The sequence below is a fragment of the Gammaproteobacteria bacterium genome, assembly GCA_040183005.1.
Lineage (GTDB): Bacteria > Pseudomonadota > Gammaproteobacteria.
This window is the reverse complement of the sequence record JAMPIW010000007.1, coordinates 707,557-720,633: the sequence shown is the minus strand read 5'-3', so window position 1 is coordinate 720,633 and position 13,077 is coordinate 707,557. Positions and strand designations below refer to the sequence as shown.

The 13,077-nt window shown below is 52.9% G+C and carries 8 protein-coding genes, 3 tRNA genes and 1 pseudogene; 6 read left to right on the top strand and 6 right to left on the bottom strand.

What is annotated here, in order from left to right:
• Positions 1 to 11: 11 nt before the first annotated feature.
• From uvrC to tssA, 6 genes are all read left to right on the top strand, one after another.
• A complete protein-coding gene (gene uvrC, locus M3A44_09260) occupies positions 12 to 1,832 on the top strand; it encodes an excinuclease ABC subunit UvrC (GenBank protein MEQ6341818.1) in 1,821 nt (606 codons plus the stop codon).
• A gap of 1 nt (position 1,833) precedes the next feature.
• A complete protein-coding gene (gene pgsA / locus M3A44_09255) occupies positions 1,834 to 2,397 on the top strand; it encodes a CDP-diacylglycerol--glycerol-3-phosphate 3-phosphatidyltransferase (GenBank protein ID MEQ6341817.1) in 564 nt (187 codons plus the stop codon).
• Positions 2,398 to 2,485: 88 nt separating this feature from the next.
• Positions 2,486 to 2,560 (top strand) — tRNA-Gly (locus M3A44_09250).
• A 49-nt stretch (positions 2,561 to 2,609) separates the two neighbouring features.
• Positions 2,610 to 2,683: transfer RNA gene (locus tag M3A44_09245), tRNA-Cys, on the top strand.
• A 60-nt stretch (positions 2,684 to 2,743) separates the two neighbouring features.
• Positions 2,744 to 2,830: transfer RNA gene (locus tag M3A44_09240), tRNA-Leu, on the top strand.
• Between the two features lie 200 nt (positions 2,831 to 3,030).
• Positions 3,031 to 4,110 (top strand): type VI secretion system protein TssA, encoded by a 1,080-nt coding sequence (gene tssA, locus M3A44_09235; GenBank protein ID MEQ6341816.1) that lies wholly within the window; start codon positions 3,031 to 3,033, stop codon positions 4,108 to 4,110.
• A 126-nt stretch (positions 4,111 to 4,236) separates the two neighbouring features.
• On the opposite strand, the gene M3A44_09230 is transcribed toward tssA, so the two are convergent.
• The 6 genes and pseudogenes from M3A44_09230 to M3A44_09205 form a co-directional block, all read right to left on the bottom strand.
• A complete protein-coding gene (locus M3A44_09230) occupies positions 4,237 to 5,013 on the bottom strand; it encodes an OmpA family protein (GenBank protein ID MEQ6341815.1) in 777 nt (258 codons plus the stop codon).
• Positions 5,014 to 5,017: 4 nt separating this feature from the next.
• Positions 5,018 to 6,004, bottom strand: coding sequence for a type VI secretion system-associated protein TagF (gene tagF / locus M3A44_09225; protein MEQ6341814.1), 987 nt, complete (start codon positions 6,002 to 6,004; stop codon positions 5,018 to 5,020).
• On the bottom strand, positions 6,001 to 9,810 hold the full coding sequence (gene tssM / locus M3A44_09220) for a type VI secretion system membrane subunit TssM (protein ID MEQ6341813.1): 3,810 nt from the start codon (positions 9,808 to 9,810) through the stop codon (positions 6,001 to 6,003). The genes tagF and tssM overlap by 4 nt, the downstream gene beginning before the upstream one ends.
• A 24-nt stretch (positions 9,811 to 9,834) precedes the next feature.
• Positions 9,835 to 11,268 carry a hypothetical protein gene (locus M3A44_09215; protein MEQ6341812.1) on the bottom strand — a complete coding sequence of 478 codons (1,434 nt, stop codon included), beginning with the start codon at positions 11,266 to 11,268 and terminating at the stop codon, positions 9,835 to 9,837.
• Positions 11,269 to 11,459: 191 nt separating this feature from the next.
• The gene (locus tag M3A44_09210) at positions 11,460 to 12,239 is read right to left on the bottom strand and encodes a hypothetical protein (protein MEQ6341811.1); all 780 of its coding nucleotides are present in this window, start codon (positions 12,237 to 12,239) and stop codon (positions 11,460 to 11,462) included.
• A 572-nt stretch (positions 12,240 to 12,811) separates the two neighbouring features.
• A pseudogene (locus tag M3A44_09205) lies at positions 12,812 to 13,057 on the bottom strand (PAAR domain-containing protein).
• Between the last annotated feature and the right edge of the window lie 20 nt (positions 13,058 to 13,077).

Sequence of the window (13,077 nt, the reverse complement as noted above, 5' to 3'; positions counted from 1 at the left end):
TGAGCGCCCAAATGGTTCCATTTGACGCCACTACCTTTCTCAAGACGCTGACCACCATGCCGGGCGTGTATCGCATGCTTGATGCCAAGGGGGAAGTGATCTACGTTGGCAAGGCTGCCAACCTCAAGAACCGCGTCGCCAGCTACTTTCGTGCGACGGGGCTGTCACCCAAAACACGCGCGCTGGTGGCGCACATCCAGGGCATTGATGTCACCGTCACGCATAGCGAGGGCGAGGCACTGCTTCTTGAGAATAATCTCATCAAGGAGTTGAAACCCCGCTACAACATCCTGTTGCGCGACGACAAGAGCTATCCGTATATATACCTCTCCGATCATGAGGATTTTCCACGACTGGGATTCTATCGTGGGGCAAGACGTGAAAAAGGGCGTTTTTTTGGCCCATACCCCAGCGCGGGCGCGGTGCGTGATAGCCTTAACCTGTTGCAGAAAATCTTCCCGGTGCGTCAGTGCGAGGACAGTTTTTACCGTAACCGCTCGCGGCCTTGCCTGCAATACCAGATTAAACGCTGTACTGGACCGTGCGTAGGGCTGGTGGACAAGGAGACCTATCAGCAGGATGTGCGTCATGCGGTGATGTTTCTGGAGGGTAAGAATCATGAGGTCATCAACGAACTGGCGGCACGCATGGAGGCCGCCGCCACCAATCTCGACTTTGAGCGTGCCGCCCACCTGCGCGACCAGATCGTCAGCCTGCGCCGCGTGCAAGAAAAACAGTATGTGAGCGGGGAGGGGGGTGATCTGGATGTGGTTGCCAGTGCCGTCCATAACGGCGCGGGGTGCGTGCAGGTATTCTATATTCGCGGCGGGCGGAGCCTGGGTAATAAGACTTTCTTTCCCCGCCACAACGGTGATGCCGATGCTGCTGAAATCCTCGCCGCGTTTTTGCCGCAGTATTATCTCGACAGGGAAACGCCGTCAGAGATCCTCATAAGCCATGACTTGGAGGATGCAACATTGTTGGAGCATGTACTGGGGAAGCAGGCTGGGCGCAAGGTTACAATAACGCACCGTGTGCGCGGTGAACGTGCCCGCTGGCTTGCCATGGCCGCCACCAACGCCCAATACGCCCTTGCCCAGTATACGGCAGGCAAGGCGGATATACGGCAGCGCTACGAGGCTCTGCAAGAGGCGCTGGACCTGGACAGCCTGCCACAACGCCTGGAGTGCTTCGATATCAGCCACACCATGGGCGAGCTGCCTGTGGCGTCTTGCGTAGTGTTTGATGGCAGTGGCCCGCTCAAATCTGATTACCGGCGTTTCAATATCGAAAATATCACCCCCGGTGACGATTATGCAGCAATGCACCAGGCCTTGACGCGCCGCTACACGCGTATCAAGGCCGGGGAGGGCAAGTTGCCCGACATTCTCTTCATTGACGGCGGTAAAGGTCAGGTGAGTGCAGTAGCGCAGGCGCTGGAGGAGTTGCAGGTGAGCGGCGTAACCCTGGTGGGTGTGGCCAAAGGCCCCGGACGAAAACCCGGCCTGGAAACACTTTTCTTGTTCGGCAGCGAGACGCCCATTATACTGCCCCCTGATTCACCTGCGTTGCATCTTGTCCAGCAGATCCGCGATGAAGCCCATCGCTTCGCTATCACCGGTCACCGGCAGCGGCGCGCCAAAGCGCGCAACACCTCGCCTTTGGAGAAAATACCTGGCATCGGGGCGCGGCGACGCCGCCAATTGCTCAATCAATTTGGGGGGATGCAAGGTGTAGCGAGGGCAGGGGTTGAAGATCTGGCCAATGTGCAGGGAATCAGCAAGCAGCTCGCGCAGCTTATATACGACGCCTTTCACGCCGATAACAATTAAGATGAACATCCCAACCCTTCTCACCTTGCTGCGCATTGTTTTAATACCAGTGTTCCTGGTGATTTTCTATTTGCCCATCGACAGTGCGCGCGCCTGGACCGCGCTTATTTTTGGTCTCGCAGCCATCACCGATTGGCTGGACGGTTATCTGGCGCGCAGGCTCAACCAAACCTCCGCGCTGGGCGCCTTTCTCGACCCGGTGGCAGACAAGCTCATGGTGGCGATGGCGCTGGTGCTGCTGGTGCAAGCGGATCCTACGCCATGGCTTGCTATCCCGGCTGCTGTCATCGTCTGCCGTGAGATAGCTGTTTCCGCGCTGCGCGAGTGGATGGCCGAAATCGGCGCGCGTGCGCATGTGGCGGTATCTGCTATCGGGAAATTCAAAACCACGGCTCAAATGCTTGCTATCTTGCTGCTGCTGTATCAGGCCCCGTTCGCAGGTTTGCCCGTAAGACTCGGAGGATTGATCCTCCTTTACGTGGCAGCAGGGTTGACGCTTTGGTCGATGATCGTGTACATTCACGCCGCTTGGCCTGCGTTGAGGTCCGGAAGCGGTCGTAATTGAAAATAATAATAAAAATTAATTAGAAATTCGGCTTGACAGAAAAGCGCCTTTTCCTAATAATATGCAACCTCCAAGCGCCACACAACAAGCGGGAATAGCTCAGTGGTAGAGCACAACCTTGCCAAGGTTGGGGTCGCGAGTTCGAATCTCGTTTCCCGCTCCAAATTCTTTTTCAGGAATAATCCTCACGCTCCAAGAGGAAAGTAATCGCAGGCTGGGTGGCAGAGGGGTTATGCAGCGGCCTGCAAAGCCGTGGACGCCGGTTCGATTCCGACCCCAGCCTCCATTTTTATTGGCAGTATCCCGCAGCACTCATTCGTATCCCTCACCGCTTTTATTACTGTTTGCCCGGGTGGCGAAATTGGTAGACGCAAGGGACTTAAAATCCCTCGGCCTTGCGGCTGTACCGGTTCGAGTCCGGTCCCGGGCACCAATAAAATCAAATAGTTGCGATACTAGCCACGATTTTTCGTTTTTGCAGTGTCAACCAAGCGTCAATCGAGCGAGCGGGTTGAGATTTTTTTGCAAGGTCGAATTTCTGGCAGGTTGCGGCACTATATGTCGGAGTTCTATGCCGGGTAGATTATAATCACTTTTTTCAGGATTATCAGCGCCGTCAAATGATTTTTTGTTATGGGACTCGTCTCGCATATGTTCGTGGTGAAGCAACTACTCAACCCAATAAATAGTGTTCAGCCTTGTGGTGAGGATTTATCTTTCTCAAGTGATCTTGATGCCATTGCAGAGGCCCGCCGGTTCGACGACTCTACCTTGGATCAAGGAGAGTGGGAGACCGAGCTGAAAGAGGCCGACTGGGGCTTTGTCGTTGAGCGTTGCGCCAAATTGATTGGGTCAAAGAGCAAAGATTTACGTTTGGCGGTCTGGCTGACTGAGGCCAATGCAAAAATTAACCATTTCGCCGGGTTAGGTGATGGCTATTTATTACTCGCTGGGTTGTGTGATCAGTTCTGGGATGGGCTCTATCCCTTGCCCGACGAGGAGGGGCAGGAACAGAGGATAGGTAATTTAAATTGGTTGCTATCGCGCTCCGCCCGGTTGGTACGCGAAATACCGATCACAGAAGGAAAGGGCACGGCGTTTTCCACCAATGATTTTGATACCGCACGGACGCGCTCAACAAGCGCAGAAAAAGCCGCTGCAGAGCATGGCAGGCCGGAAGTTGCCCCGAAATTGGGGGAACTGGATGCGGCGCGCCGTAAAAGTTCTCGAGCATTTTTTGAAAAGCTCTTGGCTGATTCGCAGCATTGCCAACGGGCGTTGAACCAACTGGAAAAGTCGGTTGACGAGCGCCTTGGAATAGATGGCCCGGGGTTTTCTGCGGCCAAGGAATCGCTGGACGGCGTTATTCGCACCTTATCGCGCTTTGCGCAGGACGCCGGCGTCCACAAGCAAGCCCTATCGACAAATGATTCAACACAAAATGCCGAAGACAACAACAATCTCCCATCCTCTACACCGGTGACTGGAACAATTCAAACACGTGCGCAAGCGTTGGAGCAGCTGCGCATCGTCGCTGATTTCTTTCGCCGTACCGAACCCCATAGCCCTGTTGCTTATTTGGCAGACAAGGCCGCTGCCTGGGGAGATATGTCCCTGCACTCTTGGTTGAATACCGTGATAAAAGATCCAACTTCTCTCGCTCATGTAGAAGAACTTCTGGGACTTCAGACCCCTTCGTCGTCAGAGAAGTAGACTGGGGGCTTCTGAGTTGCGATATATCTGTCAATAGAATCTAAATGCCCCCTCTTTTTGCGCACCCGCCGGTAATTTTTATGATACGCCTTGCCATCCCAACGACAAAACAAGCGCCTTTAACAGCTACTGCGCAATCCTAAACTCTATACGCCGATTTCGAGTACGGCCATCCGGCGTATCGTTACTGGCGACGGGCCTATCAGGCCCTTGCCCAGAGGTCGTGACCATGTCTACGTTGATGCCCTTCGTCGCAAGAAAGGCTTTCACCGCGTCAGCACGGGCCAGGCTGAGAGATAAATTACTTGCGCGCAGGCCCTGGTTATCGGTATGTCCAATGATGTCCACTTTCTTGCCATTAAGCTTACGCAATGGGCCGACCATCTCGTCAAGAATAGTCTTGCCTGCGGGTGTCAGCGTTGCTTTGCCGATATCAAATTCAATAATACGGTTGGCTAAAGTCGTATCCAGTATGTTTTGCTCAGCCGCAGAAACATGCAGGCTATTTTTAATGGTGTAGGTTGGGTTTAACATGGTGGCCATGTCACTGGTGATTTGCTGACGTTGCGCTTCGTTAGCGACTTCACCTCGCACATTGATTATATTGCCATCAATCTTCAATTGCCCACGGCTAATCAATTTCAGATTGGGATTAATCAGCTTTTTTACATAGGTGTCCCAATTCGCTGGCATAACAACCGACCCGACGGAAATTTGATCGACCACCTTCTCAGCGCCATATAACTCACGTAGGCGAGCGAGCACACCTGCTTTGCTTGTTTCGTCCGGGACGGTTCCGGTCACCAATACTTGCCCAGGTTTCGGGGTCTCAAGTGGGGGTGCGAAGTTTTGCGCCCAACCCTGAGTGGAGACGATGGACAAGACTAACCAGATCCAACGCATGATACTAACCTCCAATAAAGGCTGCGTGAAACGACTCGAGCGCTGATTTCAAGGAAAGATTAGGCTGAACAAGATAACTGGATAGTTTTTTCATTCCGTAATCAGCCTCAACCTGTTCTTCTACCCATTGCGCATCTTCGAATGCAATGTGGTGTTCCAGACCGGTTTGCGGATCCATAATTGCATGAAGCGTGCGCGAGGACGCACCGCTGAACCCAACAACCATCGTGGGGCTTTCATGGGTATTAGTAAAAAAAAGTGCCAGCTCGAAATCCGCCCTGAGTAAAAATGGCGTGATCACATTCATCCAGAAAGAAGCTACCAGGTATCGATACATGGGATCGTAGGGCAATGGCAAGATTAGGCTCTTTTCCAGGCGTGATGAACCGCTTGCCATCACGGGCTGCAATAAAAAACCAAGTGCAAGCAGTGTTTGACGTGACGTTCCTTTAAAGCCTGCTTGGGCAAGCATTAGATCGAGAGCCCCGATTGTTTGAATGTCCAGGAAATCAGTGAAAACTGCATCGTATGCTAAAGCACCTAGCTTTATATCAATGGCCGTAGAGGAAAGGGCTTGGAGCTGGGCGGCAGGGTCAGAGGCCGATATCACGCCAACTGTCTGCGTTTCGAGACGGTTCCACAAGCGCGATAACACCATCGGGCTGCGGGCAACAAAATCGGAAGGGTCTTCAATTTCCATTGTGCTCATCGTGAGAAATGGAAAGCGCCGGTGGGCATGATCATAGCTGGCAATGAGATGGCCGGCAATGGCACGCTTTCTGCGCGGCCCTATGAATGCGAAGTGCATTGGCTGTACTGCGTCATAAGTGATTTTCCAACGCAGATCAGCAGAAAGAAGAGTCATCGCCTGGGCCAGCCAATCATCAAGCACTGTGACTAAAGGCATATTATCCGTTGCCTTAATGAAATCGCCCCTAGTCGGTATTTTTCCAAAATAGCCAATTTCGGCTTGCGTCGTCGCAACTTTCATTGTGAAGCCCCCACGGATTGTGGCGCGGAAGATTGCGCTGTATTAGGCTGGTCTGGGCCGCCCACGATGGTTGCGGGTAGTTTCATGTCGCGGAATCCTGTTTTTTGTGGTGTGCTGGAGCCACTGGCTGCGCCGGTGACTTGGGGGCTGCTGATAATTTTCAAATCCACAGATACCGCAACGTTTCCAGTGGCCCAAGTGAGTTCAAACACGCCGCCGTCTTTGCGCTTGCGTGTGGCGGCGTTAATCATGCGCTCCAATCCAAAACGCCCAGGGTGATTGACCACCTCAACTGTCTGCCCGTTGAAGGTTACGGCTGTAATCCGGGCGCCTGGCACGCCTTGGGGGTTAGGCCAAACGAGGCTTGACCATTCTGATTGGGTGTTACGATAGCGAAGATGTTGACCATCAATTTCGACGGTATATTCCAATGTGCCAGGTGCAGGCAAAAGTCGCATCTGGAAAACCGTTTGCGCCTCGGCGGCACTCGGAGAAGAGGCCACAGCACCACCTTCACTTAACGGTGCGACCCAACCGGGAAACTCAGACACTACCACAGGCGACAAGGTGATGCCCATGTTGGCCCAGGTTTTCGGCTCAAGCACATCACCGCGCCTGACAACCAGTGGCCCCATCGAAGTGTTGACAAACTTGGCAATCGCACCTTCAGCGCCAAATATCTTGCCAATTTCAGCGGCATTTGCTTCGATTCTGGAGTCTGGATCGAATGGATATTTGCCCGCCAAGGTCTTTTGGTATGGTTCATAAACTTGAGCCTGCCAGGTTTTGTTCATCTCGGATTCGGCCGGCTTGATAATGACCGCAAATGACTGCACTAACGGCCTGACCAAAATTGGCCGGATTGCCTGTTTTTGAGTGTCGGTCATGCCCATGAGCATTTGCTCATCGACGTACTTGAGTGCATCAGCCAGTTCGGAGCCACTGCCTTCCAGCGTCTGTTGCATGAGCTGTTTAGCACCCGGACCTGTGTCACCTTGATTTTTTAGTTGATTAAACCGGCTGCGTAATTTGGATAAAGTCCCCAAATAGCCCTGCAACAATGTCGTGCCTTTATCCCTGGTCACCACAAGCTTGGCAATGCCCCCAAATTCCTTTCCGATTGGGCCCATGGGGATTCCCGCCTTGGCCGCGTTCACATTCACATTGACGTTGAGTTGCGAAGGTGACTGGCGAAGAATGGTTTCCTTGAACCAGCCTATGATGCCGCTCTGCGCGCGTTGCAAGCCTTCGTTGACCAGTGAGGGATTATCCCAGGAGGTCTCTTGATATGTTGTGACAACCAGTTTATTGATAGGTGAAGTCTGCGGGTCACCCAAGCGATTCATCGCTGTTACTGCACCCTCAAAACCGTTCAAGTCTGTAATGGACACACCCTGTATGAATTTTTTCCATTCGCTGGCGTATTCCGTTTTGTACTGATTGACCAGCGCTTTTTGTATTTGCTCAGGACTACCCTCCAGCGTCAAATCGTCATTCGAGGCTGTTTTGAGTACCCAATCAGCGCTTTGCAGCGCCTTGTTCGAAGCTTCCTTGAAGGCATCTTCAATGAACTTTTCCCAAGCGTCACGCGTGAATGTACCAGGGATGGCATAGCTGCCGACTATAAGTTCTTTGTCCTCGTCGCCGACAATGCGCGCCACGGTCATGGCGGGGAAGCGCGTTGATGCGCGTGCTTTTACGTCAGCATAGACACGGTCACGCGCGGGCATGCCACGCACGACACTACGTAAATTGTCGCGCGATTGATCCACCAATGATAAGTTGTTTTCAATCAGTGGCCATGAGGGATCATTGATTTGTGAGAGGGAATATGAAATCAGACGCTCGGCGCTCCGAATCATTTGTTCACGTGGCATTGCGCCACGGTTGCTCTCCAGCCAGCCACGCCAAAAACGGGTCAACTGATCATTGAGGTGACTCGGTTCCGCGCGCGTTCTATCACCCAGCATCAGATAAGTTTTTAGTGCATTGTAACCATCCTCTGCGTTTGTGGGCGATGCATCTTCGTATGGTTGTGCCGCGCCACTGATGCTGGCCGTCGTCGTAGAGGTTGCAATGCTTGAACCCGCAAGCTGTGGAGGACGTGACGAGGGCATCAGCTTGTCAGCACCCGCATTCATCTCGGATAAGAAAGATTCAAGATTAGCCGTCACTGGCTTGAGCATGACCTCCCTTATACCAGAAAAATATTCCTCTCTTAACTTACGCTCGAGGAGCTCGCCTTGATAGAGCCCCAATCCCAGGGATATGGGTCGACTTTCACGATATTTTTCGAGCTGTTCAATGCGATCCTGCAGGATTTCAAGTGCTTCAAAGCGAGATTGCAAATCATACTGCTTGTCTTGCAGTTTTGTCGCCATTTCCAAGTCAGCTTGGACATTTTCCGCCAATTGCTTATTGCCCATGTATGACCAGCTCCATCCGCCCAGAGACAAGCCAACCAAGGCGGTGGCCGCGAAAAACATGGCGTAACGCAGCCGGGTCTTATTGCGGCTTGCATATTGAGAGACCAGTTCTTTATCAGCAAAAATGACTTTCCGAAACAAATTTAACAAGAAGAAGCCGTGTTTAAACGAGCCTTCGGATTGCTCCTGTGGTTGATATGTCAGATTAAAGCGTTCGGCGACGCGCTCCGACGAAGTGCTCACGGAAGAGCCTTCTTGCAGGGCGCTGGTAAAATAGAAGCCGCGAAAGACGGGTTTGAACTGGAATGGATTTTCCTCGAAGAGCGTGGCGACAAATGCGCGCAGCGGACCTTTGATTGAAGAAAATTCCAACGGAAAAGTAAAGACGCCAGGAGGCATCCGATCACCACGATTCAAGGCCATACTGGCCAAGCTCATTTCTTTCAGGCCGTCATATAGCTCATCGAAACGGTCGTCGAAAAACGCCAGCACATCCTGGTTAGTATTGTTGAGATTGTAGGGCAGCGTTGCACCCCACACGCGGTCTTGTTCCTCACGCTCAGTATCAAGAAAAAACTCATTGAAACCATTTATTAAATCAGCTTTTGTGAACAAGACGTAGACCGGCGCAAATACTTCCAGCCGTTCGGTGAGTTCCTGAACGCGTTGACGAAGGTTCTTGGCCAGATTGATGCCAAACTCAGGCCTGTTTCCTGTGAGTTCAGTGATGCTGACGGCAATAATGATGCCGTTAATGGGCGCTTTCTTGCGATATTTTTTTAATAACGCCAAAAAGCCAAACCACTCTTCACGATCTTCCTCGTGCACTGAGTAGCGGCCTGCTGTATCTAGCAAGATACCGTCTGTTGTAAAGAACCAATCACAATTTCGCGTACCGCCGATGCCGTGAATGATCTTTCCGTTGCTGTCGGCAAAAGGGAATTTCAATCCCGAATTGACAATGGCCGTGCTCTTGCCGGCTGCTGGATTGCCAATGACCATGTACCATGGCAATTCGTATAAAGCGGCTGATCCTGAGAGTAACCCCAATTTCGATGATTTGAGCGTTGAAATCGCCTCTAGCATGCGTGTGCGAATGGTTTCCACTTCATCGCGCTTAAGTGCATCAGCTTTGGTGGAAGGTTTATTGGCTTGCTGTTCCAACATGTCGCCTAATTGTTGTGACGATTTTTTCGCGCGTGATCTTCGGATCCATCTTGCTGTTGCCCAGGCGAGTATGGCAACGCCAAGCGCAACACCCACCCACACTACCGAGATCTGCAAGATGCTCGCTCCCAACAATAAAAAGGCAGCGAGTGCTAAAAAGCCGATTACGGCAAAAATACGATTCTTGGTTAGAATCTGTAAAATTCGTTGCATGGTGTATGGCTGCTTAGGTTGTGTTTATGTGGCAGTTTGTAACGAAGTGGTTTCGGGTATCCAGGGGCTGACAATAACTGCAGCCCGCGCGAAACCATCTTGATTGTTAACGCATAATGCAAAGTTTGAATTTTCTGCCGCTTCATGATGCGCCAGCGCCAGCGCCGTTAAGCTTGATACAGCCCCTGCCGAGCCACAGCTGGCGGCAATTTTGAAACATTGCGTGCTGAGATCCAAATCTGGGAACGTGGCGACTCCCATTTTCATTAGCTCGGCAACCCTGCTTGTACGTAGGTCTGTATCGGCAGTCACAAGGGTTATTTTTTCAGGGTTGATGGCGGCGACAAGAAATGCATCTTTGGTTAACGCGGTCAATGTTTCAGCACTGGAGCGGCCTCTATCATCCGCTGACTTTTCACGCCGGTTTTGCGCAATCCGATTAGTTTTCGCTGCGGACTTCGGATTTATCAGGGTTGCTTGTTGCGCATCAGCCAACAGCAAACCAGCAGCCCCCTCGCCAGGTATCTGCCCATGATTGCTTGCCCCCGTGAATAATCGCCCGGTATTTTCCCAGTCGCTCACGGTTAGCTCCCCAATATGCGACTCACACGCCAATACCATGCCAAAGCAGGGCAATGACTGACGATAGCTATCTACGGATAAACGATCCACCATGCTTATCGGCGCCATGTGATCGTTTGGCAATTCAGGTTTAAGCGCGATTTTCTCCGAAGGCCAGCCTTGCTGTTCAATCAAGTGAATGAACCATTCTGCCGTGATCTTACGTTTTTCCGCCTCCCAGTGCGTCGGCAGCAGGGCGCGCAACTGCAGCGTCGGCAAAACCATCGTGCTGCGTTTGGATGGCGGCGTCGCCATGTAACTTTCAAGCTGCGGATGCGTAATTGCCTGTTGTGCCAGCTCGATCACAACCTCGCTGCCCAGTGCCTGCGCGCGCAACTGCTCGCTGGTCCAGATTATTTCTTGCATGTTGCGCGTGGCCAGCCATGCTGAGATTGCTTTGCGTTGGGCATCCTCATCCACGCTTTCAATCCGGCCACTCAAAATGGGATAGCCGTCGCCATTTTTTAATTCACTGTCGAGTCCAAGCTTTGCTTTTTTAGATGCCAAGGCGCTGGTCAACTCATCTGCGGACTGGCCATGCGCCGCCCTGAGTGCGCTGGCAAGAATGATAAGCGTCAAGGCGCGTTCCTGCTGGGCAGTCTGTGCTTGAGCGAGAGCTTCGGCATCTGGTTTTATTTGTGACGCTGCTGTATGGTCATCTGACTTGGCGGAAAATACCGCTACGCCTTTGAGAATGAGCCAGAGCGCCGCCAGCAACGCTGCCGGAATGGCAAGGAGATAAAGCACTACATCCGAGGGGGTAGGCATCTGATTGCTGGCACGCCAATACAATATCATGGCAAACCAAACGGTGATAAAAACACCAAAAACCAGCAAGGTGCGGCTTATCCACGGTCGCATTATAGCCTGCGCTCCAAAGTTGAAATTCGCGTGTTTCTCTTGACAGTCAGCACCGGAGTTTCACTTTGGCATGGTAGTGTCTGCATATGATGCTATGTCGTTTATTTCCAAAAGTGTGTTGCATTGTGCGACCTGACACCGCGATACTGGGTTTCATATGATTTACACTAGTTAGTCTGCTTCTGGAGCAGCTTCAGCCGACCATCTGGTCCAACCGTCTCTGCATCGCAAGCGATAGTCCGCTCGCGTGACCACCGTGGTTTGCGGCAATGCTTGATCTCCGCGAGTTTTTCCCCTGTCGTTCTGAAGACTACGACACTGTGCAGCGAAAGGTCGGCTGCTATCTCCCGCACGCAGTCGAATGCGATTTTCCCCTGTTGCAAAGCGACGGGACCTGGAAAGCCGCAGTCCTCTTCCAGTGTCAGGCGCTTGCCAGCCGTGTCGACTACCACCACGCGCGCACGCCTGCCTTCGAACGGATCATCTTCATCGACGTAGTGGCGGACAATGACAATGGCGCGGCCATCGGAAAGTGGTTGGATAGATGAGATCCGATCCTCATCCTGCCAATTCACTGCACCTTGTGGCACGTCGGAGATTGACGCATCGACGGCGGAGACGCGAAACGCCAGCAATGTTCGCGGCTTCACGTCACAGCGTTTCACATAGGCGTCCTTGATCTTCTCGCGCAAGCGCGACAACCCGGATTGCGCTGCCTCGGCCGAGCTTGCAGCCTCGGCGACCCAGGCGAAAATGTTCCTCTTGTCGCCGCAGTCGTTGGTCTGGACAACAAATCCCTTGGCGGAAAGCGGAGTGAGTACCTTGCTCTTCTGGGCTATTCCTGCTGGCGAACCGTCGCTAGCGCCTATGACCAGCCAGAGGCGTTCCGCCTGGGCTGGCAGCACGACGCCGAAAATCAGTACCGCTGCAAGCAGAGCTCGTCTCACAAACCGCTCTCAGTTTTCACTCGCGCCAACTCGGAGTTTGCGGCCAACTGGACATGTGCCCAATCAGGCTTCGACCAGTCGCCGCCCCAATAAAGGTCCTGTTTCTTGGCTTCTTCGCCGAGGGCTTTCCAGAAACCGGAAGTTTCTGCCTGCGGGGTCCAGGCGTAGCGGCTGTCGATAATGTCTGCGGCATAGGCATTCGGCGTTCCGTCGGGCTTTTGGGCGTTGTGAAAGCTGAACTTCACTTTGCTGTTACCCTGCTGGAATAGCTGCAATTGGACGGCAACGGATCGCCAGCCATAGACTATCTTCGGTTGAAAGCCGCGTTGTGTCAGAGCCGCCAGTACGGCCTGAACCTTGGGCCGCAACGTCGGGTTCATGCTTTGCAGTTTCTTATCCTGCGACCACTGAGCGCTGTCACCGCTCCATTGGGGCAGGCTGGGTGGCGTCGTCGCGGCAGCGAGTACCGCCGGAATCACTGCTGATGCCCCCGCCGCCGATGCGTTGAAAGCTCGGCCGGCTGGGCGTGCAGCCACCGCCTGAGCCGACTCATTCGACGCCGTTGTGACAAACTGGCTGGGCATAAGCGTGGCGCCACAGGCAGTTTGATCGCCTTCGCGTGCAACAGGCTGCCCATCCACGATAAACGTCGGATCGCCGCTAACGATCGGATTCGTGCCGTGTCCTGGGATGGGGCATGTGACTTTATCACCGACACGGGAAATACCCATATTGCCGCTGCCTGACATCCCTGATGCTTCAATGACGGTGCCGCCGTGTGAGGTTGAATCACCCAGCCTGATCAGTGCGCGAGCCATTTTATTTTCCTGTTTTGTTG